At 43.5% G+C, this 21,829-nt stretch carries 24 protein-coding genes; 8 read left to right on the top strand and 16 right to left on the bottom strand.

Annotated features, from left to right (window positions below; genetic code table 11):
* Window positions 1–69 precede the first annotated feature (69 nt).
* The 6 genes from ABD943_RS01750 to ABD943_RS01775 all read left to right on the top strand — a co-directional run bounded on the left by ABD943_RS01750 (window position 70) and on the right by ABD943_RS01775 (window position 4,045).
* Complete coding sequence (locus ABD943_RS01750) at window positions 70–1,800, top strand: dipeptidyl-peptidase 3 family protein (RefSeq protein ID WP_345291474.1); 1,731 nt, start codon at window positions 70–72, stop codon at window positions 1,798–1,800.
* A 109-nt stretch (window positions 1,801–1,909) separates the two neighbouring features.
* Entirely contained in the window at window positions 1,910–2,302 is a 393-nt protein-coding gene (gene tusD / locus ABD943_RS01755) for a sulfurtransferase complex subunit TusD (RefSeq protein ID WP_345291475.1), read from the top strand.
* A 5-nt stretch (window positions 2,303–2,307) separates the two neighbouring features.
* Window positions 2,308–2,667: a sulfurtransferase complex subunit TusC gene (gene tusC, locus ABD943_RS01760; RefSeq protein WP_345291476.1), complete on the top strand. Its 360-nt coding sequence runs from the start codon at window positions 2,308–2,310 to the stop codon at window positions 2,665–2,667.
* Between the two features lie 7 nt (window positions 2,668–2,674).
* Window positions 2,675–2,932: a sulfurtransferase complex subunit TusB gene (tusB, locus tag ABD943_RS01765; RefSeq protein WP_345291477.1), complete on the top strand. Its 258-nt coding sequence runs from the start codon at window positions 2,675–2,677 to the stop codon at window positions 2,930–2,932.
* Window positions 2,929–3,255 carry a TusE/DsrC/DsvC family sulfur relay protein gene (locus ABD943_RS01770; protein WP_345291478.1) on the top strand — a complete coding sequence of 109 codons (327 nt, stop codon included), beginning with the start codon at window positions 2,929–2,931 and terminating at the stop codon, window positions 3,253–3,255. The genes tusB and ABD943_RS01770 overlap by 4 nt, the downstream gene beginning before the upstream one ends.
* A 136-nt stretch (window positions 3,256–3,391) precedes the next feature.
* The gene (locus ABD943_RS01775) at window positions 3,392–4,045 is read left to right on the top strand and encodes an MlaC/ttg2D family ABC transporter substrate-binding protein (RefSeq protein ID WP_345291479.1); all 654 of its coding nucleotides are present in this window, start codon (window positions 3,392–3,394) and stop codon (window positions 4,043–4,045) included.
* A gap of 63 nt (window positions 4,046–4,108) precedes the next feature.
* Here the strand turns inward: ABD943_RS01775 and ABD943_RS01780 are convergent, their stop codons facing one another.
* The 15 genes from ABD943_RS01780 to ABD943_RS01850 form a co-directional block, all read right to left on the bottom strand.
* On the bottom strand, window positions 4,109–4,582 hold the full coding sequence (locus tag ABD943_RS01780) for a peroxiredoxin (RefSeq protein WP_345291480.1): 474 nt from the start codon (window positions 4,580–4,582) through the stop codon (window positions 4,109–4,111).
* Between the two features lie 35 nt (window positions 4,583–4,617).
* Entirely contained in the window at window positions 4,618–4,797 is a 180-nt protein-coding gene (locus ABD943_RS01785; RefSeq protein ID WP_345291481.1) for a PspC domain-containing protein, read from the bottom strand.
* A 127-nt stretch (window positions 4,798–4,924) separates the two neighbouring features.
* On the bottom strand, window positions 4,925–5,341 hold the full coding sequence (gene arfB, locus ABD943_RS01790) for an alternative ribosome rescue aminoacyl-tRNA hydrolase ArfB (RefSeq protein ID WP_345291482.1): 417 nt from the start codon (window positions 5,339–5,341) through the stop codon (window positions 4,925–4,927).
* Between the two features lie 8 nt (window positions 5,342–5,349).
* On the bottom strand, window positions 5,350–6,372 hold the full coding sequence (gene trhO, locus ABD943_RS01795) for an oxygen-dependent tRNA uridine(34) hydroxylase TrhO (protein ID WP_345291483.1): 1,023 nt from the start codon (window positions 6,370–6,372) through the stop codon (window positions 5,350–5,352).
* Window positions 6,373–6,556: 184 nt separating this feature from the next.
* Window positions 6,557–6,979: a hypothetical protein gene (locus tag ABD943_RS01800; protein ID WP_345291484.1), complete on the bottom strand. Its 423-nt coding sequence runs from the start codon at window positions 6,977–6,979 to the stop codon at window positions 6,557–6,559.
* Complete coding sequence (locus ABD943_RS01805; RefSeq protein WP_345291485.1) at window positions 6,979–7,668, bottom strand: M48 family metallopeptidase; 690 nt, start codon at window positions 7,666–7,668, stop codon at window positions 6,979–6,981. The genes ABD943_RS01800 and ABD943_RS01805 overlap by 1 nt, the downstream gene beginning before the upstream one ends.
* Window positions 7,669–7,676: 8 nt before the next feature.
* Window positions 7,677–7,976, bottom strand: coding sequence for a GIY-YIG nuclease family protein (locus tag ABD943_RS01810; RefSeq protein WP_345291486.1), 300 nt, complete (start codon window positions 7,974–7,976; stop codon window positions 7,677–7,679).
* A gap of 6 nt (window positions 7,977–7,982) precedes the next feature.
* Window positions 7,983–8,510 carry a C40 family peptidase gene (locus tag ABD943_RS01815; RefSeq protein ID WP_345291487.1) on the bottom strand — a complete coding sequence of 176 codons (528 nt, stop codon included), beginning with the start codon at window positions 8,508–8,510 and terminating at the stop codon, window positions 7,983–7,985.
* A gap of 126 nt (window positions 8,511–8,636) precedes the next feature.
* Entirely contained in the window at window positions 8,637–9,623 is a 987-nt protein-coding gene (locus ABD943_RS01820) for a serine/threonine protein kinase (RefSeq protein ID WP_345291488.1), read from the bottom strand.
* Between the two features lie 24 nt (window positions 9,624–9,647).
* Window positions 9,648–11,219: a SulP family inorganic anion transporter gene (locus tag ABD943_RS01825; RefSeq protein WP_345291489.1), complete on the bottom strand. Its 1,572-nt coding sequence runs from the start codon at window positions 11,217–11,219 to the stop codon at window positions 9,648–9,650.
* Window positions 11,220–11,323: 104 nt separating this feature from the next.
* The gene (locus tag ABD943_RS01830; RefSeq protein WP_345291490.1) at window positions 11,324–11,929 is read right to left on the bottom strand and encodes a DUF502 domain-containing protein; all 606 of its coding nucleotides are present in this window, start codon (window positions 11,927–11,929) and stop codon (window positions 11,324–11,326) included.
* A 25-nt stretch (window positions 11,930–11,954) separates the two neighbouring features.
* The gene (locus ABD943_RS01835; protein ID WP_345291491.1) at window positions 11,955–12,392 is read right to left on the bottom strand and encodes an SRPBCC family protein; all 438 of its coding nucleotides are present in this window, start codon (window positions 12,390–12,392) and stop codon (window positions 11,955–11,957) included.
* A 77-nt stretch (window positions 12,393–12,469) separates the two neighbouring features.
* On the bottom strand, window positions 12,470–13,630 hold the full coding sequence (locus ABD943_RS01840) for a GNAT family N-acetyltransferase (protein WP_345291492.1): 1,161 nt from the start codon (window positions 13,628–13,630) through the stop codon (window positions 12,470–12,472).
* A gap of 537 nt (window positions 13,631–14,167) precedes the next feature.
* Window positions 14,168–16,405, bottom strand: coding sequence for a M3 family metallopeptidase (locus tag ABD943_RS01845; RefSeq protein WP_345291493.1), 2,238 nt, complete (start codon window positions 16,403–16,405; stop codon window positions 14,168–14,170).
* Between the two features lie 270 nt (window positions 16,406–16,675).
* Window positions 16,676–18,091 (bottom strand): DUF4407 domain-containing protein, encoded by a 1,416-nt coding sequence (locus tag ABD943_RS01850; protein WP_345291494.1) that lies wholly within the window; start codon window positions 18,089–18,091, stop codon window positions 16,676–16,678.
* Window positions 18,092–18,471: 380 nt separating this feature from the next.
* Between ABD943_RS01850 and ABD943_RS01855 the strand changes: the two genes are divergently transcribed.
* Window positions 18,472–20,274: a tetratricopeptide repeat protein gene (locus ABD943_RS01855; RefSeq protein WP_345291495.1), complete on the top strand. Its 1,803-nt coding sequence runs from the start codon at window positions 18,472–18,474 to the stop codon at window positions 20,272–20,274.
* Window positions 20,275–20,322: 48 nt separating this feature from the next.
* Here ABD943_RS01855 and ABD943_RS01860 read toward each other — a convergent pair whose 3' ends face one another.
* The gene (locus tag ABD943_RS01860) at window positions 20,323–20,850 is read right to left on the bottom strand and encodes a hypothetical protein (protein ID WP_345291496.1); all 528 of its coding nucleotides are present in this window, start codon (window positions 20,848–20,850) and stop codon (window positions 20,323–20,325) included.
* 275 nt (window positions 20,851–21,125) lie between these two features.
* Here ABD943_RS01860 and ABD943_RS01865 point away from each other — a divergent pair, with 275 nt between their 5' ends.
* Window positions 21,126–21,662, top strand: coding sequence for a hypothetical protein (locus ABD943_RS01865; protein WP_345291497.1), 537 nt, complete (start codon window positions 21,126–21,128; stop codon window positions 21,660–21,662).
* Window positions 21,663–21,829: the final 167 nt, after the last annotated feature.

Consider the following 21,829-nt stretch of genomic DNA (forward strand, 5'->3'; position numbering starts at 1 on the left):
TTTTTTTCGCATTGTGCTAAACTCCGCTCATTGAACAATAACAAGCTTAAACATAAACAGGAATCAGACATGAAAACATCAAACAAAACCACGGCATTACGAGCCTTGAGCCTCTCAGTTATTCTCGCTCTGGGAGCCTGTTCTGATAACTCAGAGACTACTCAGGCTGAAAAAACTGAACACACTGCCGCAGACAACGTCGCTGTGACGGACAAAGCCGAGCAAATGACGTCAGAAGAACCCGTCGCAGACGATTACTCGCGATTCGATATTTACGCTCCCTTTACTTTGACCAGCGATCTAAGTCATTTATCTGATAACCAGAAAGCCATGATCAGCCTATTAATTGACGCGGGCAAAATCATGGATGGCTTATTCTGGAAACAAGCATTTGGCGACAAAGAAGCCCTGTTAGCTGACATCGAAAACCCTAAAGCCAAACAGTTCGCTATCATCAATTATGGGCCTTGGGATCGATTGGACAACAATAAGCCCTTTATTGATGGCTACAAAGACAAATCAAAAGGTGCAGAGTATTATCCTGACGACATGACGGTCACTGAGTTTGAAAACTGGGAGCAACCCGGCAAAAAAGGCCTGTACTCTTTCGTACGTCGTGATGATCAGGGCAACCTGACACTTGTGCCTTATTCAGTGGCTTTTAAAAAGGAGCTGACAGAAGCCAGTGACTTACTTCGAAAAGCCGCTGAGTTGGCTGAGGATGAAGGTTTCAAGAACTACCTAAAACTTAGAGCGGATGCTTTGTTAACGGACAATTACCAGCCATCTGACTTCGCGTGGATGGACACTAAAACAAACCCTGTCGAAGTCGTGACTGGCCCTATTGAAACCTATGAAGACCAGCTATTCGGTTACAGAGCAGCCTTCTCAACTTACGTTCTTATTAAAGATCTTGAGTGGAGCCAACGTCTTTCTCGCTTCGCAGCGTTTTTGCCAGAGCTGCAAAAAGGCTTGCCTGTTGACGATAAATACAAGCAAGAGATGCCCGGCACCGACAGTGATTTAAACGCTTATGACGTGGTCTTTTATGCGGGTGACAGTAACGCTGGCTCAAAAACCATTGCTATTAATTTACCAAACGATGAAAAGGTTCAGTTAGCCAAAGGTACCCGCCGCTTACAGCTTAAAAATGCTATGCGCGCAAAGTTTGATAAAATATTAGTTCCTATCGCGGATGAGCTGATCGCTCAAGATCAGCGTGAACACATCACCTTTGATGCATTTTTCGCTAACACCATGTTCCATGAAGTGGCTCATGGTCTTGGCATTAAAAACACCATCAATGATAAAGGTACGGTTCGCAGCGCTCTGAAAGAAACAGCCTCTGCACTGGAAGAAGGTAAAGCGGATATTCTTGGACTTTACATGATCAGTAAGCTTTACGAGAAAGGCGAAATTAAAGAAGGCGAGCTAATGGATAATTACGTCACCTTTATGGCTGGTATTTTCCGCTCGGTCCGCTTTGGTGCGAGTAGCGCGCACGGTAAAGCCAACATGGTGCGATTTAATTTCTTCAAGGACAATGGCGCCTTTGAGCGTAACGAAAAAACCGGTCATTACAGCGTGAACTTCGAGAAAATGACCCAAGCGATGAATGACTTGTCTGAAAAAATTCTCGTGATTCAAGGCAACGGTGATTACGAAGCAGCTAAAAGCTTACTCAATACACAGGGTATAATCAGCGAACAGCTTGCAGCAGACTTGAAACTGCTAGAAGAAAGACAAATTCCCGTAGACGTTACCTTTAAACAAGGCAAAGAAGTATTAGGTCTTAAATAAAACACTCTTGCCACCCTTCGGGGTGGCACCCTCTAATCTCTTGCCTAGCTAACAATTGCCCCCTTTTTACTATAGAATATTCAGCTTATTACTAGGCTAACTTTTGGATATGGCAACTTTTTCCCTACTAGTCACAGCTAACCCATACTCGTCTCAAGGTCAATTTAGCGCCATTCAATTTGCTAAAACCTTACTAGAGCAGGGCCACGTCATTAAGCGGGTCTTTTTTTATGCTGACGGTGTCTTGGTCGCCAGCCGATTAAACTGCCCTCCTTCTGACGAATATCACCTGACAAAAACGTGGGCCAAGTTAGCCATTGAGCATAACTTTGAACTGGTCGCCTGCGTTACCGTAGCGATGAAGCGTGGCGTAACAAACGTCGCCGAAGCAGAGCGCAATGTGCTCATCGGAGATAACCTCGATCCAGCTTTTGAAATAAGCGGTCTAGGACAGCTCACGGAAGCTATGCTAGAAAGCGATCGATTAGTGAGCTTTGGGTAATGGCTATGAGTAAATCCTTATCCATCATCTTTAATAAGGCTCCTTACGGCACTCAGTCGGGCAGAGAACTGTTGGATATTGCTTTAATGGCAGCCGCCTTTGACATGGAGATCTGCGCCCTCTTCATTGATGACGGCATCTATCAACTTCTTCGAGACCAGCAGCCAGATATCCTTCATATGAAGAATCATAGCGCAACTTTTAAGGCGCTAGAGTTGTATGGCATCGAAACCGTTTTGGTGTCCAGTGAAGACTTACGACTTCGACATCTTTCGACGGAACAACTCATGCCTGTTGCAGAACAAGCCGAACCAAACAAAATTCAACAAGTCATTGCCCAGTCAGACTTTGTATTTATGTTGTGAGTGACCGATGAAGACATTATACATTCTTAACAACCCCAAATTATTCGATCAATGCCGTTCCGCCATGTCTGAAAATGACGCCATGTTACTGATCGAAAATGCCGTGATAGTGTCTCGACAATTACCTGCCATAGAACATGGCTTTGTCCTAGAGGAAGACCTTATTGCCAGAGGCTTAGCGCAAGACACAGACTGGACAAAAGTGTCTTACAAAGGATTTGTTGAGCTAACCCTAGAGTATGATAAATCGGTTTCCTGGTTATGATAGTGGATTTAAAGACACTCCCTCGCGATAAACAAGGCTACTTAACCGACTCATCGGTGTGGAATGAAGAGGTTGCTATCGCTATTGGTCAGGAAGAAGATATCGAACTGACCGATGACCATTGGCAAGTTATACGCTACGTTCGTCAGTTTTATGAAGAGTTCAACACCAGCCCGTCTATACGCCCTCTGGTGAAGTATTTAGCCAAAGAGTGGTCGTCTGAGAAAGGCAACAGTATTTACCTGCACATCCTGTTTCCAGAAGGCCCAGCGAAGCAAGCCACTAAAATTGCGGGACTTCCTAAGCCAGCTCGCTGTATCTAGTGGCTATAAAGGCGTTTTAGTATTGAAAATTATTGTTAAGGAATGATTCAGGTCGATTGTTTAGGATAGTAACCAAAGGTAAAATACTGCAACATTGTTAGTTTTGCGACGTTAAATCCTTGATTGAGGGGAAAATATGAACAAATTTATGTCTAAAGCATTGATAGCTTTAACATTTTTATCATTCAGCCTAGCCAGCTTTGCTTATCAAGATCCGAAGATTCATCTTGAAGAAGTGACGAAGAAAATTAGTGCTGAGGTTCTGAATAATAAAGATAAAATCAAAAATGACTCTGAATATGCCAAAAGCCTAATCCGTGACTACCTATTACCTGAAGTCGATAGTGAGTACATGGCTAAGCGCATTTTAGGCAAAACTTACTGGATGCAAGCTAGCGCAGAGCAACGTGAAAAATTCATCACTGAGTTTATTGGTTTGTTGTTGAATAGCTACGCCAAAGGTCTTGCCAATTATGATGGGCAACCGATCACTTATGACGACACCCAGTATTCTAAGAGTGGTAACTTGGCCAACGTGCGTTCTACCATCGTTCCTAATGAAGGTGAGCCTATTCTAATTGATTACCGCCTTAAGGTTCAGCCTGATGAAAAGTGGCTCGTCACAGACGTTATCATTGAAGGCGTCAGCATGGCCAAAAGTTATGCCAACCAATACCGTGAGCAAATTTCTAAAATTGGCTTAGAAGAAACATTAAAAAAGCTTGAAGCTGAAAATCAAAAAGCTAAAGAAGCAACTGAGATCAGCGATAAAAAAGTAGAACAATCATAATCGCCATTCTAGTGTACGCATAAAAAAAGCCGCTTAAAGCGGCTTTTTTATTGAGTGAAAAAGTTAAAGCTGACTTAATATATTTTCAGCTGAGCTTTTTTCAAAGCCTTTTTCATCCACCTCTAATGACGTCACAACGCCATCATCAGCAATTAATGCGAAACGCTTCGAGCGAACGCCCATGCCGAAACCTGTTCCATCCATTTCTAAACCTAGAGCTTCTGCAAAATCTGCATTACCATCAGCCACCATTAGCAAATTCTCAGCGTTTTGATCTTTACTCCATGCATTCATCACAAAAGCATCATTCACAGACATGCAAGCCACCGTATCAACGCCTTTATCTTTAAACTGCTCGTAGTTCACCACAAAGCCCGGCAAATGCGCCGCAGAGCATGTTGGAGTAAAAGCACCAGGGACGGCAAATAACACAACCTTTTTACCTGAAAAAATATCATCTGTTTGGATATCTTTTGGACCCTCTTCACCCATCACTTTAATCGTAACATTAGGTAATTTGTCACCGACTTTTATCATATCATCCTCTCTATCACTAAATTAAAGGTGCCTACTTACTCGTCAGGCATCACTATCCATAAAACAATGTAAATGATAACACCAGCGAAGGCGGTACACACGGTTAATAAAGCATAGATAATTCGAGTTAATGATGTATCCCAGCCTAGCCACTTCGCTAAACCACCACAGACACCTGCGATAACTCTATCTCGCGAACGCTTTAATTCAGCCATAAGATTCTCCTTAATAAACGTCATATCTATTTAATATAAGGTTAAGACGTTGAGATGCAAGGAAATAGTTTTGAACAAATGTAAATATTTGCGACTGATGCCTCACCATCTCGACATCAGTAAGGGCTCAATAATCGACTTTGCCTCTTAGCGATTTTTTCTGCGCATTTTGCTTTTTATTTTCAAGGCGTCTGCGCTTCGCCGCTTTGGAAGGTTTCGTTGGAATGCGTTTTTTGGGTGCTTTGAGGCAGCGCTGAATAGCTTGGCGAAGACGTTTTAGAGCATCATCTCGGTTTCGGTCTTGAGTACGATGGCTTTGTGCTTTTATGACTAATACGCCCTCAGTAGTGATGCGAGAGTCGTTACTGTTAAGCAACCGCTGCTTCACTTCCTTAGGCAAGGAAGAATGAGTAATATCAAAGCGCAAGTGAATCGCCGAAGCGACCTTGTTGACATTCTGACCACCCGCACCTTGAGCACGGATGGCCTGTAAGTCAATCTCATAATCACCGAGTGATATGCTTTTACTGATAAATAAGGCCATGAGTGTGGTTACTTATCCGTCATTTGGGTTTTTGCTGACTGCTGTTGTTTGGCTTGCTTTTTCCACTGACGACGCATAGCAATTGATGTCAGCACTTCAGAGCCGATGTGCTTTTCACCACGCGCTTTCGCAAGTTGCACCTGACGCTCACGCTCAATATAACGCTGACGTTGCTCTGGCGTTTGCTTATCGTAACAGTGAGGGCAGCTAACCCCTTTTTCATATTTTTCGTGATGCATTTCATCGTCGGTGATTGGCATTCGACAAGCATGGCACTGATCGTATTGACCTTTCTGTAAGTCATGATCAACCGCTACACGATTATCAAACACAAAACACTCACCTTCCCATAGCGTCTCGTCTTTCTCGACCTCTTCTAAATATTTCAGAATACCGCCTTCTAAGTGAAAGACATTATCAAAACCCTGCTCTTTTAAATAAGCCGTCGATTTTTCACAACGAATACCGCCTGTACAAAACATGGCAACTTTTTTGTGTTTCTCAGGGTCCAGGTTTTGCTTAACGTATTCAGGAAATTCACGGAAGGTTTCGGTTTTAGGGTTAACTGCACCCTTGAAGGTTCCAATACCCACTTCATAATCATTACGAGTATCGATTAGCAGAACCTCAGGATCTGAAATAAGTGCATTCCAATCCTTAGGCTTAACGTAAGTACCAACCACTTCTTTCGGATCAATACCCTCAACGCCCATGGTGACGATTTCCTTTTTCAATTTCACTTTAGTGCGATAAAAAGGCATGGTTTCGTCGAAAGACTCTTTATGATCCAGCTCGGCAAGACGCTCATCACTTTTTAGCCAAGCAAGAAGGTTATTAACACCTTCACGTGAACCAGCTACTGTTCCATTGATCCCCTCATGGGCAAGCAACAAAGTACCTTTAACCTCGTTATCAAGCATGACATCAAGCAGAGGTTGACGGATTTCTTCGAAATTTTCGAGTGTGACAAATTTATAGAGTGCGCAAACAACAACAGGGGTTGAAGCTGCATTTGATGCAGGTGTAGACATAATTCAATTTTCCTCAGCTGACTGGAACGTAAAACCAGTGCAAATTTCTGCCGAGATTGTAATGGTTTTTATGGCATTTGTGTAGGGGTTCTGGCTATTTTTTGTACTATTTGAAAAACCGCCATAGGATATGGTTAGCATTTATACGTAAACCAACGCTCCTATAACAGATGGATAACTTCAATTAATGCTTTCTGTAACGAGTAACCCTATTATTGAACACCTTAACCCCAGCCAAAAGCCCAAACATTGACGCGTTCAATAAGCCCAAAGTAGCTCCAAGTAAAAGGTCAAATGAAGTCTTACCATTAATACCAGCAACGATACCAACTATTGCGCCTAACACAGCGCCACTAATTGACAGTGTTATAAGATTGAGACAGTTAAAGAATCTTAAAAAATAAAAGGTCGGTAACCCTATAAATATAGTTACAAGGTAGCTAACTAAAGCCATTGCAAGGATAATACTAACCCCAAGATCATCGATACGCTGCCCAAGAATTAACGCCGGAATCGCTGAAAACAAAGGGATCATTAAAGGAGCGATTAATAGAGCCCTTATGACTTTATACTTTTCTTTTTGTTTAATAACCTTCTCACTTATCATTAATACCAAACATCATGTCCATGTTGCTTTAACCACAGCTCAGCTTTTTGATAGTCAGGACAATATTTTTCTACAAGCGCCCAAAATCGTTTCGAGTGGTTGAGGTGCTTTAGATGGCACAGCTCGTGGATAATCAGGTAATCAATCACAGAGTTTGGTGTTAATAAAATCAATTGGTTAAGCTGAACGACACCCTTTCTGGTGCAGTGCCCCCACTGAGTTTTTGTTTTCCTGAAGCGGACACCAGTAAGCTTACGTCCTAACCCCATATGCTCGGCCCAAGCTTTGACTTTACTGGGCAAAATATCTTTGGCCTGATTAAGGAGCCAGCGATCCATTTGTTTTGATAAAGACTCAGCGTTTAATTCGGTATTTTGAATGATGAAACCGCTGTCGGAGACCCTAATTCTATTAGCGCCTTTTTTAATGGATATGACTCTGTCTTTTCCAAGATAATGGATCAATTGTCCATCGCTAAGTCTTAATCGGTTTTCGTTTCGCTCTGCCTGCTCAACAAGTTTACGAGCTATCCACTTGGCTTTTTGATAGACAAAGCTTTCTATCCAATCTTGCGGCGCTTTTTGTGGCGCTCTGACTTTAACTTTTTGGTGATGGACTTCAATAGATAGGGTTTTGCGATCGCTTCTTATGATTTCATAATCGAATTTGTTTATACCTTCAAGCTCCACGCTAACCCCTAATGCGTATCAGCAATTTCATTGATCACCAAATGCCCTGAAGCCAATAATTTCTTTTGGCTTGCTGTCAGTTTTTTAACTTTTAGTTCCGCTTTAAGGGCTAATGATTTATTGCTGAATTCGGTGTGATAAATCATGGTCAAAGGCTGTCGACCACGCAAGTATTTGGCGCACTTAGGACTGTTTGATTGGTGTTCTTCAAAGCGACGAGTGAGATCGGTGGTTATTCCTGTGTATAAGGTTTCATCCCTGCAACGTAAGATGTATAAGTGCCAAGTGTCTTGTTCTTTTTCGGACATAGCTCATTATTCGTTGGTGTATAAACGCCCCGCCCTAATTAAGCGAGGTTTGAAGTATACATTTTCAACTGAGCTAACACTAACCTTTTTTCCACTCGAAGGTGCGTGTACAAATTGTCCGTGACCGATGTAAATGCCGACGTGAGAAGGTTTGCCATTGATGCGGTAAAACAACAAATCTCCCGGCTGAATATCGTCTTTATCCACTTCATAAGAAGCTGCTAACTGAGCATAGGATACTCGCGGAACCTGCTCACCAACTTTGGTATGTGAATAATAAACTAACCCACTGCAATCAAAACCTTCTCTCGGACTACTGCCGCCATAGCGATAATCCACACCGACCATAGACTGTGCGATTTGTGCAATAGTCAAACCTTTATCTTCCGTTTTGGGATTCTGCTGGTGCGCGATTTTATCACTGCGTTCTGTCGACGAAGTTTGACGCGGCTTACTGGCACAACTGACCAGCAGTAGACTGAGCACTGCTGAGAGTATTATCGTTGAGGTCGAGGTATGTCGTTCATTTTTCATGCAGTTAGACTAGCATGAGAAAGCTGAATTTACACTAAACGGAGTCCTGAATTGAGAAAACTGGCCAATAATTGTCATTGCCGTGGAGGCAGGAATCTCAAAAAATCATAGCGGGAATGACGGACATCAGTAATTCGGCAGACTGACTGGCGCTTCTTGCAACTCAGCAAACTGCACACGCAAGTCTAAAATTTGTTCTTGCCAATACTGTACTGAGCCAAAGTAAGGAAAGGCAAACTTGAAAGCAGGATCATGCCAACGACGAGCCAACCAAGCGCTATGATAAATCATGCGTAATGTTCGCAGGCACTCAACAAGCTGTAATTCCGCAACATTGAAATCACAGAATTCCTGGTAGCCTTCGATAATCTCCATCAACTGTTTTTGTTGTTGCTCACGTTCGCCCGACAATAGCATCCAGATATCCTGCACAGCCGGAGCCATGCGTGAGTCATCCAGATCAACAAAGTGAGGGTTGTCATCACGCCATAAAATATTGCCCACATGGCAGTCGCCATGAACCCGAATATTGCGCTGTTGACCTGCTCTTTGCCACCGCTCATCAACTAGATTCATCAAGTCACGGGCGATGCTTTCATACGGCATTTTGACCTCTGCAGGAAGCGCATGCTCGATAATATAGTCGATGCTGTCGTGACCGTAAGTCTGTGGTGTTAAAGCAGGACGATGGTGATACTCTTTTGCCTGACCCACTCTATGGATACGGCCCAAGAATCGCCCCAAGGTAAAAAGATTATCCAGATTATCCAGCTCTGGCGCATGCCCGCCTTTCCGCTCAAATAAAGCGCAATAGTACCCCTGATACTGAAACAGACTCTCGCCTTGTGTGATAATGGGTGCGACCACTGGAAGCTCTTGTTCAGTCAGCTCAAAACAATAGGCATGTTCTTCGAGTATTTGCTCTTTGGTCCAACGGTTGGGTCGATAAAACTTTGCGATAACCGGCGTCGCGTCTTCAATCCCAATTTGTAAGACGCGATTTTCATAACTGTTAAGGGCAATAGCACGACCATCCGAATAAAACCCTCTCGACTCAACCGCATCCAGAATAAAGTCTGGCGTTAATGCCTCGAAAGGATTTTCTTTTGTCATGCTAGTGTCTTTAGTCACAAGTGATTAACCGCCTAATTCATCATCAGCAACGAAATATCGCGGATCTTCGGCTGAGTTTTTTTCGACTAAGTTACCGGCTTTCTTCAGCAACTTAATACAGTCTGGACTCAGGTGTAACAAGTGAAGCTTCTTACCCGCTTTCTCGTATCGCATCGCTAAAGAGTCAATGACTTCAATACCTGAGTGATCCCATACGCGTGAACCCTCGAAGTCAATATAGACTTCGTCTAAGTCGGTACGCGCAGAAAACTGTTCAGCAAAGTGAGTCGTTGAGCCAAAGAATAAAGGTCCACGGACAGTATAAAATGCCTTACCATCTTTTTCCGTACGTCGTACGCGCACACGCTTGGCGCTGGTCCAGGCGAACACTAGTGCCGATAAGATCACACCCACAAACACAGCCATCGCAAGATCCGTGATCACCGTGACCACTGACACCACCACTAGGACAAAAGCGTCGTGGCGCGGCACTTTGCGCATAATACGGAAGCTGGCCCACTCAAATGTGCCAATAACAACGATAAACATCACACCAATCAACGCCGCAACAGGGATCTGCTCAATCCACTCTGAAGCAAACAAAATAAAGGCCAGCAAGAATAATGCCGCCGCAATACCCGATGTACGTCCTCGACCACCCGAATTCACGTTAATCAAACTTTGTCCGATCATGGCACAACCACCCATACCACCAAAGAAACCAGTGGCCGTATTGGCTAAACCTTGAGCAAAACACTCTTTATTGCCTTTACCACGAGTTTCCGTAATTTCATCAATCAAGCGTAAGGTCAGTAACGATTCGATAAGACCAATCGCCGCTAACACCACCGCATACGGCAAAATGATTTGTAATGTTTCAAAATTAAGGGGCACAGAAGGGATATGGAACTCAGGGAAGCCACCGCCGATACTTGCGATATCGCCAACAGTCTTGGTTGGCATATCGAAGCCTAGTACTAAAGCCGACACCACCAAAATCGCTGCAAGTGACGCTGGTATCGCCTTAGTCAGCTTAGGCATTAGATAGATGATCACCATCGTCAACAAGACCAGGCCCAACATCAAGTAAAGCTCTGTTCCTTGTAACCATGCGACATCAATGCTCGACCCTTCTAAGAAGGTGCCATCAAGCCAACTCGCAGCATTCTCGTCTTTAACGCCAAACTGTTTAAGTTGCGCAAGAAAAATGACGATCGCCAGACCGTTAACAAATCCCAGCATGACAGGATGTGGCACCATACGGATCAGTTTACCGAGCTTCATCCAGCCCGCTAGCATCTGTAAAATCCCCATCAGCACCACGGTTGCAAATAAATATTCAACGCCGTGATCTGCCACTAAAGCGACCATCACAACCGCTAAAGCGCCGGTAGCACCAGAAATCATACCTGGGCGACCACCGAAGATGGAGGTAATTAAACCCACCATAAACGCCGCGTACAACCCCACTAAAGGATCTACATTAGCCACAAACGCGAATGCCACCGCTTCTGGCACCAGCGCCAAAGCAACAGTCAAACCCGACAGTAAGTCATTTTTCAGACTCGCCGTCTTATTCACTATTAAATCAATCATTTTTCTTACCGAGCAGGTGAATTACCCCAGAACGGGGTCAGATAAGGCGCGCATTCTACAGAAAAGGCCGGTTGTTCTCAAATCACTACCGACCTTTCAATAAGTTAGCTCTCACTCGTAGCTTTATCAGGCGTTAAGCGCTTTTCGCTACCCATTGAAGCCGTCAGTACTTTTTTCATAGCTTCGCTTGGCGGCATATCTAGCTCTTTGATTTTATCCTTAGGCATGAACAGGGTAAAACCGCCGATTTGATAGCTCATGGGAATGTACACCGCTATCAACTGGTCACGCTCTCCTAGCGTTTCATCTTCGCTAGTCACAAAGCCAATCACCTCAGCACCGTCTTGAACTTCAACTAACACTGCCTTTTGTAACTTCTCTTTCTCAGAGGGTGATAAAAAGCGCACCATGTCGTTAAAGGCGCTATAAACCGCGCTCACCACAGGGATCCGCTCCATCAGCTTATTAAGGCCGCGAATAATCAGCTGCCCAAGGTACAGTCGAATTAAAAGTCCCATGCCAAAAATAAGCGCCACGCCCAAAATTAAGCCCAGTCCAGGCCAATACATTTTAGCGGGCATGACCAATAGCAATAGTTTACTGAGATAGGTCTCAAGCGTCGATACTAACCACACCAAGATGGCAATGGTTAAAATGATCGGAAGTATCGCGAATAACCCCTGAAAAAAAATTTTACTTAATGTTTTCATATAATGTTGTTATCAAAATGAATGATTATTGTTTTTCGGCAAAGTCTTTAAACTGCTGCATGTAACTCATGGTTTGTTTCGGAAATGCTTTCTTCATAAAAAAGCCCATGAACTTCATGGTTAAACTAGTAAAAGTGAATTCATTAATCGTTGTCCAATGGGTTTGGTCGCTACCGACTGGCTTAAAGCGATTCTCCATCCGATTAATGACTCCTTTGGTTTCGTAAGTCGCTGTAAAGTCTTCTGGTAAGTTACGAGTTTCGATGGTCTCTACCATTTCACACTCGCGCTTCCCCATCAAGTAAACAATGCTCGACTTTGCACCCGGCTGCCCTTCTTCTCCACTGAGGTGCTGGAATGAAACCAACTCTGGCTGCCACTCTTTCAAGTTGTCAGGGTTATCGAATAATGTCACAACCTCACCAACTGGTTTATTAATGATAATGTCCAACTTATACTGCATAACCGCTCCTTAAATAGCTAACACCCTGATATCAAACAGTCTATAACGGCTATCCTTGCAAACCTAGCACTATTTTCCTAATCCTCTTTATAGGGTGAGTGCTCTAAATAAGACTGATAGTTAATCATGATCCATTCCTGCTCTTGGGCGACGGCATTTGCAATCGCCTCGCGGAAATTCCGGTGGCTGATATGATGAAAAGAACGTGTAAGGACCGGCATAAAGCCACGAGCTAATTTATGCTCGCCCTGAGCGCCTGGCTCAAATAATGCCAATTGATGCTTAATCGCGTATTCAATGCCTTGATAATAGCAGGTCTCGAAATGCAAAAACTCCACTTCCTCAAAGCACCCCCAGTAGCGGCCATAAAGCCCATCGTCTGAACGCATAAAAAATGCACCCGCAAGTGGCTCTCCGTCATGCTTGGCGAGTAACAGCAGCGTCTGCTCAGGCATCGCCTTTGCACAAGCAGCAAAGAAATTCTCACTCAGTTGCGCCCAACCGCCCTTTTTGTCAAACGTATTGCGATACATACGATCAAACAAGGCCCAGTCCTCAGCACTAGCGCTATGACCATCGAGCCATTCAAAGGTCCAGCCAGCTCCTGCTTGGTCAAAGCTCCGCCTTTCTCGTAGAATATTTTTACGCTTTTTAGCTTTGAGTACAGATAAGAAGTCAGAAAAACTTGTGTAATCACGATTGTGCCAGTGGAATTGAATGTCTTGTTTGGCGATCAACGACTCTGACTCAAGAATCCCAGCTTCCTGCTTGCCCACAAAATTGATGTGCCAACCGCTCATATGACTTTGTTCCGCCCACTGGATAGCCGCCCGATAAAGCGCAGGCCACTTCTCCGGGGCTAGCGAAGTCATCAACCTTGGTCCGGTAATGGGCGTTAATGGCACGGCCGTAAGCGATTTTGGGTAATACTCTAAACCATGACGCTGGTAAGCGTCAGCCCAAGCCCAATCAAACACATACTCGCCGTATGAGTGCGCCTTGATATAGTTTGGAAGGACTGCAACTAAACTCTGCTTCTCGTAAAAAGCCAAATGACACGGCTGCCACCCTTTTTTGGCGCAGACAGACTCCGTTTGCTCAAGAACCTTGAGGAACGCGTGCTGGATAAATGGATTGCTTGATTGTTCTTGCGGAAGGTGCGCTAACAGGGTTTGCCAATCGTCAGCATGAATTGCTTCGATAGAGGTTTTAAGCTCAAGAGTAATGGCGTCTGACAAAGCAAAACACAGGTTAAATAAGGATGAATTTGATTGTAACTAAGGGACTAACAACAAGCCAATAAAAAACCCGAACATCATGATGGGGAGATGTTCGGGTTAAGGGGTATTGGGGTAAAATACCTAATGAAACGATAATTTGGGGTAAATACTAGAACAATGTAATGACTAGCGCTGATAATACAACAGCAGCAATTACAGCTACTAATGCACTCTCGATATGCTCGCTCATAACCATCTCCTTTAAGATTAAGACCGTAAGTGTTTGCTACGAGGAGAATTATAGGGATTTTATGTGACAGTTTTAAGACATTTTCGCAGGATATTTTTTAACCTTTCGAATAAGTAAAACTAATAGAATGCAAATCTGAGATTAAAACTAGATTTAGAGTGAGAATAAGGTCACGAAAAGGCTGTTTTTGCCTAATTTTCGAGGGGTTGCCAAGAAAAACTAATGCAGAAATGAATCCAAAAAAGCCGCCCGAAGGCGGCTTTACAGACTCAACAAATGGTTGAAAATCTTATTTGAGTCTTGATTTACTCGTCGTCTGCTTCAATTAAGCCGCGACTAATCATCAAGTATTTCGGATCGGCCTCTTTACCACGGAACTTTTTGTACAGTTCCAGCGGATCTTGAGTACCACCTTTTGACAAAATAAACTCGACATACTTGTCCGCAGTCTCTTTATCAAAGATGCCGTTTTCACGGAATGCTTGATAGGCGTCAGCAGCGAAGATCTCAGACCAAATATAGCTGTAATAGCCTGCTGAGTAACCGCCGCTTGCGCTTGAGAAAATGTGGTTAAAGTACGTTGAGCGATAACGTGGCGCAATTTCTGGAATAAGCCCAAGCTCATCCAAAGTCGCTTTCTCGAATGCATCAGCGTCTTTAAGCTCACTACCATCGAGTGTATGCCAAGCCATGTCTAAAAGAGCTGCAGCCATGTACTCAGTGGTCGCAAAGCCTTGGTTAAACTTCGACGCCGCTTGGATCTTATTGATCAACTCCTGCGGAATCACTTCACCGGTTTTGTAGTGCTTAGCAAACTCAGCCAAAACTTCAGGCTCTAGCATCCAGTTCTCCAATACTTGCGAAGGGAACTCCACAAAATCGCGTGGAACTGATGTACCGGTTTGCGAAGGATAGACACCGTCTGACAATAGGCCATGCGCAGCGTGTCCAAATTCATGGAATAAAGTACTCGCTTGGTCAAACGTCAATAACGTTGGCTCATCACCTACTGGGCGTGGGTAGTTCAATACATTAACAATGATTGGCTTAACAAACTCACCGTCTTCCGTCACAAACTGTTTACGGTATGAGTTCATCCAAGCACCACCACGCTTACCATCGCGAACATAAAAGTCCGAAATGTAAATACCAATAAGCTCGCCATCGTTATCAGTCACTTCAAACGTGCGCACATCGTCGTGGTATTTCGGCAGGTCAAAACGCTCTTTAAAGTTCATGCCAAACAGCGTTTTAGCGGTATAAAACACGCCCTGCAAAGTACTTTCTAAAGAGAAATACGGCTTTACTGCTGCTTCATCCAGCGCATACTTTTCGTTACGCACCTTCTCCGCATAATAGCGCCAGTCAGAAGCTTTCAGTTTGAAGTCTTCGCCAGACTTCTCAATTTGCTCCTGCATCAAAGCACGCTCAGCTTTCGCTTGCTCAAGCGCCGCAGGCCAAACTTGGTTCAATAAGTTGTACACGTTTTCAGCATTTTTAGCGGTACGCTCTTCTAAAACAAAGTCTGCATGAGTGTCATAACCCAGCAACTGCGCTTTCTCCGAACGAAGTTGAGCTAATTTAGCTGCATTCTTTTTGTTATCAAACTCGTTGTCGTTATCACCACGGTGCGTGTAGGCGTAATACATTTTTTCACGCAACTCAGGCTTTTCTGAGTACATCAAGAATGGGGTTTTACTTGGACGGTGCGTTGTAAAGACCCACTTGCCTTCGTGACCACGCTTCTCAGCCGTATCCGCCGCGGCATCAATTAAACCTTGCGATAAACCCGCTAAGTCTTCTTTGTTATCAATAACCATTTCCCAGTTATTGGTTTCAGCCAAAACGTTTTCAGAGAACGATAAAGCCAACTCGGTCATCTCTTTGTTCAGCGCACGAAGCTGCTGCTTCTCTTCATCATTTAACTGAGCACCACCACGGACGAAAGACTTGTAATTTTCTTCCAAAAGACGCATCTGGTCTTCGCGTAAGCCTAACTCATCGCGTTGGTTATAAATCGTTTCAACGCGCTTAAAAAGGTTAGCGTTTAAGCTAACATCATCGCGCAATGCAGAAAGTTTTGGGCCGACATCCTTTTGGATCTTCTGTAATTCAGGATTGGTATTTGCCGACGTCAAGTTGAAGAAGACGTTAGCAACCTTAGTCATTAGCTTGCCGTTATACTCCATCGCAACAATGGTATTCTCAAACGTTGGCGCTTCAGGATTGTTGGCAATGGCTTCGACTTCTGCACGAGCTTCGGCAATAGCTTTTTCGAAAGCAGGAGCAAAGTGCTCATCTTTGATTTTATCAAATGGCGGCATGCCATAAGGCGTGTCCCACTCCATAAAGAAAGGGTTGCTGTCAGCCATCGCTGCGTCATTTTGAGCATTCGCAGCATCATTATTGGCCATATCAGCAGTATTCTGTTCGGTCTGCGCAGCCTTAGTTTCAGTAGCATCAGCCTGTTTAGCTGAATCATCACCACAGCCAGCGGCCAGTACAGCCGAGACAATAGCTGCCCCAAGAGTTAATTTTTTCATATAAAAGTACCTGTAGTTCTTGTATGAATACGTACAACTGATCTTTTATACGTGGTCTAAAACCAATAGGCAAGGCATAGCCTGGATAAGAAAACAGAAAAATGTAACAAAGTTCAACAGTGCACTAAGGGTAATTAGCGGACTAATCCATATCGTTTATATGTTGAACACTCATAACAATTTTCAATATTGTGTAAATATCAGTCTGATTTAAAGCACTCAGAAAAAAGGAGCCCGAAGACTCCTTTTTCAGTGTCTAGATAATCACCGTTACATCGAAACGGTTTCCATATCTTCAGCTTCACGCAGTCTTTTCTGCCGAGATTTAGCATAAAGAAGCTTAGCCTCTTCCAGCCGCCCTTCTTCTTCAAGCAACGCAACATGCATCTTGCGGTACATTCGTAAAGAATAGAAGCTAAATGGACTGAAGAATAACTTTATGATCACTGGCATCAACTCAATAGCAATGAAGAAGATCTTGAGCAACAAGCTAAACAACATGGCTGCATGACCAATCTCAGGATCATTGTGAATACTTTGCAAGGCTAGGTATCGACGCAACATACCCGTTTTAACTTCATAAAAAAGGCCATCATTCTCTAGCTTCAACCGGTATTCATCCATCTTGGTTTGTTTGCGATCAATCTGCTGATTGAGTGCCGTAGTGGCCGCGGTTAAATCATCTTCGAGGCGAAGGATAGTTTGTTCGTTTTGCTCAAAATTGGTTTCACTCAAAACGAGCTGGTTGCGTTGTGCCTGAACGTCATTCAACTCGCTCGTGGCAGCTTCGATTCTTGGCTTAATTTCATCTAACCGAGCCTGCGTATCAACTAGAGCTGTTTCCAAGATGCCAATCTGCTTTTCAAGGTCAGAGTAAGTTGCGACGGCTCGCTTATACTTAGGTCCTTCGGTCGGGGCACGTCCATCCTTACCTGTACGCTCTAAGAGTGCTTCATTAAACCAATAATCGTATTCTTTGCGTGCATTAGCCAGACGCTCATTAATACTGGAAATTTCAGCATTTAAGACCTGTTGCGACTTTTGCAACTCTTCTACATTGTTCTGCCTAACGTCCAAGGTATTTTCTACAGACTGCGTATCGTTAGACTCTTTCGCGGCTTGGTAAGCGGCATTTTGACTGCGCAACGTCTGCATCTGATTTTGCAGTTCGTCGATACGTCCGCGCTCGACACTGATCGCCGTATCCAACTCTTTTTCATGCGATTCAAGCTTGGCGAAGTACTCACGGTTCTTGACGTTTGACTCTTGCTGAATCTGTTCATCAATAGCATTAGACTGCAGACTGATTTCAGCCAAAGTCGCCAAACCGATAGCAATGATCAGGGAGTAAATAATTCTAGGGATTAGTCCAAGAAGACTTCGCAAAGGAATACCGCTTTTAAAAGGATTTCTTAAAGCCCAATCGGAGCCGATAATCGCCTGGTCTAAAAAGAACAAGGTTAAAGCAAAAATAAAGCCTGTGATGATTGCTGCGGTGGTGCCAAGGAATAAAGACACACCGTAGGCAAATAACATAAAGGTAAATATAAAGGTTACTAGCTGACGGAAAACCATGGCATAAGCCAGCATTCGGTCATAACGGCCACACTCTTTTAGAACCTCTGAATCCGTTAGAGAAAGGAAGCTTATCAGCTTAAAAAAACGTGAGTCTTTCTTGTGTGTCATAGCCCTACCTCAAAATAAGTGTCATTAAATATAAGCAAACCACTCATACCAAGCGGTTACTGCTTTTGATGGTGGGGATCACAAAAAGAGTTCTAGCTTTGAATAATGGACCCTCGTTCCCCCTTTTAGCGTGGTCGCCCAAACCACAGAGACGTCAGGGCAAACGCTAAGTCCCAATAAGGCTTAGATGCTTCATACGCAAAGAAAGTTTAAATCCAAATGTAAGGAACTGTGACATCAGCTGACATCAAGCCATATGGATAGTACAAAGGGGCGCTTTTAGTGTAGACTTCGAGCAGGACATAAAGATTAGAGACTTCTGATGTAGCCAGGTTATTCCAAAGACCCCATCAGAATTATTATAGAAAAATCAATGAAATATGCTTAAAAGAAGCGCAGCATTACTGACTCTTCCAATCCTTCTACTCTGCAAAAGTTTATACGCGGAAAGCGCCAATACGTTTCTGAGTAATTGTAAAGAAGCGGTCACCTCACAAGACAATTCACAGGCCATTGAGGTTTGTGAGCGTCAATTATCCAGTGCCGCAGACACCCAGTCAGTGGCAGAAGCGACGATGATTCGACTTGAGCTAGCGGACTTGTACGCTTTACAAGAAGACCGAGAGCAAAGCCGTCACCTATTGCAACAAGTGAAAGCTAGCGAGTCTTTTGTTCTCAATCAAAACATCCGTTATCGCTGGAACCGTGCGATAGGAATGGATTATTTACATCAAACACAATACACAGAAGCGACCGAGTATCTGCAACAAGCTTACGACATTGCCCAGCTGGCCAACGACAACACCCTCCTCGCCAAAAGTGCAAACGACCTAGGCTTAATTTACTACAAACAGAAAAACTACAAACAAGCCCTTCTGCACTATAAGCAAAGCCTTAAGCTGAAAGAAACGCTGGGGAATCGCTACTACATCGGTACAACACTCAATAACTTAGGCCTCTTGAATAAAGAACTAAAAAATTACTCCGAAGCCATAGACTATTACCAGCAAGCCCTAGAGCAATTTTTAACTTACACAGAAATTGATAACTTTGATCAAAGAGTGTTTACCAACATTTCGCATTTATACGAAGATCTTGCAGTTACCTACAGTCTTAGTGGCGATATCAAACAGGGGGAAAAGTATACTCGGCGAGTCATTGATACTTTTTCTCGAAAGCTCGGCGAAAACAACAAAGTCCGCGCCATGAAAAATTTAGCGCTGATACATCTCGAACTCCAGCAACCGCAAAAGGCTCAGCTGTTTATCCAAGAAGCGGTGCATTATGCAGCTTCTGACAGTAAATATTTAGCAGAGCTTGACTACATCAAAGCCCATATTGCGTTTCTCAACAACAAATATGAAGAAGCCAAGCAACTAATCAACCAGTCGATACCACTTTCGATGGCTCAAAGTGACTCAGTTATTTTAGAGAAATCGTTTTATCTCTTGCACCAAATCAACGTGCAACAAGAAAATGTGAACCAAGCTTTAGACAGCCTAAAACAATCGTATCACTACAAAGAGCAAAGCCTTAAAGCTCAATACGAAAGCGACCTCAGGGTGATACAAGAGCAGATTGAAAAAGAACGTGTTGAGCGTCGACTGATCGCTGAACAATTAAAAAGTCAGCAACAAAACAATCGAATCCAGTCCTTATCCAACACGATCCTTGTGATTTCCTTAGTGCTTGTCATTATTGCCTTTTGCGCGACTTTCATCATCTACCGCAAAGTCAAAGAGAAACAGCGACTGGTCGAGTCCATCAAAAGTCATAAAGAAAAACTGTTGCTGCTTGAGTCTGAGCAGGATGGGGATAGCACACAAGATGATAGCAGCAGCGAAGGTGAATATTACGACTTCAGACAACAACTTGTCGACTTACTGGTTGAAACGCTATCTTTATGGGAAAAAGCCACTCGAACCGATCGAATTGAACTCGCAGAAAAAAGTGGTATCTGGAAAGTCTCTATTGACGATGGAAGGCTTAGAACACGGTCACTCGACAAGTATATTGATATCAATAAAATCCCACGCAACCCACGCTGGCGCAATGTGGTTAAAACCAGTCATTATGTTCTTGCCGAATGTCCTTTAGAGAACCAAGAGCGCTCAAAATTAGAAAGCAAACTTGATAAAGTCATGACCGTGGTTAAGCAGCGTTCTGTATCGCAAAGCTCTTAAATCCTAATGATCTAAGAGCTTCACTACCCCCTAATGAATGGGTCTCCCTTAAAACTTAGAATATTCCTTGGGTGCTGGTTCTGCTGTTGTGGTGTCTGATGGGTAAACACAATCAAAAGAAATGCCTTGGGCAGTGTCATAGTAATCGTGATGACCACTGGCCGCTTCCATATTGTCAACAAAGCTGGTTGGCGCCGTAAAACGAGCCGTTAAGCCATCAGGATAACTTGCTGCATGCAACGAAGCATATGCGTTACAGGTGAAGGTTCCGACCATGGCCGCTTTATAAAAATGGTCAACCTGACCACAAGTTTTTGCTGTCGCCATCTGATCGCCACAGGTCCCTTTCTTTAGCGGCGGCAAATCTTGCTCGACTCGCTTCTGATCAAGCCAGGCTTCATAATCAAAAAACTGGCTGTAATCATTATAATTATCTTCAATCTGGCTGCCATTGAAGGAAAAAGAGGTGGCGATAACCACTGATTGGTTTGAGTTCAAACTGGTACTCGGTAATTCATGAGCACTGGCAGACATCATCAAAACGCTGCTCAAAGCAATTGCGACTAAAGACTTCATTGGCGTCACTTTCTCCTAATGTTATATGTTTTCTCAATGATAAAATAAGACTCCGGCACTATACCCACTCCTCGCTCACAATTACCACCAAAATCACGGGCAATTTAGGGTAAAAAGATCGCTAAAATTACAATAACTGATTGTTTTTAAAGGATATGATAGAGATTGGTTTTAACTCCAGCTTTCCTTTAACGATAAGTCATTGTTTGATTCACAGATTTTTGATGTCCGTTCTGATATAGTGAAATTGTCTTTCAGACAAAAAGGAGGTTCGTATGTCACGTTTACTCTATAAAGCTGAGCATTTAGCTGAGCTGGAGAGCACCTACGAGGATCTTCGTATTTCAGGTGTTTCCGATGATCACCTACATGTCATTGCTAAAAAACAAGGGCGAGTTCTTCGCCGCGGTCTTAATGCAGCCAATAATTGGTATAAAACCGACATCCTTAATGGTGCCAACAAAGGAGCCATAATAGGGTTTGCCTTATCCATTGTTATGTCAATTATTTTCTATGCAACCAATGCCTTTGGCGGTAGTTATGGCTTCGTAGGCGTTCTAGCCACAATAGTCCTTTTTACAGCTTTTGGAATTTGGTTTGGTGGCTTTATTGGTCTTCAATCTCGAAATCATGCTTTAAAAGAGTTTTATCATGTGGTTGATGAGGGTAAGTACCTTTTATTAATTGACCTAACATTGGCCGAAGAATCCAACATTAAACAGATCATGAGCACGCGACACCCTGCTCTAGAGCTTTTAAGCGATCATGCAGAAACAACGATACCAATGAAAATCATGCAACGAATGCATTAAGTTTTCTGGCTTCGTTCAACTTTTCCTTAGCTCCCAGTTAAGTTTGGAGCTAAGGATGTTTTTTTGCTTCAAAACCCTTCCCTCTAGACCTTCAACACTTATCAGCAGTTTTCCAAACATCTGTCTGCAAAGCTTTAACTTCACTAGCTCACAGTTTATTATCGAGT

Source organism: Kangiella marina, from assembly GCF_039541235.1.
GTDB classification, from domain to species: Bacteria; Pseudomonadota; Gammaproteobacteria; order Enterobacterales; family Kangiellaceae; genus Kangiella; species Kangiella marina.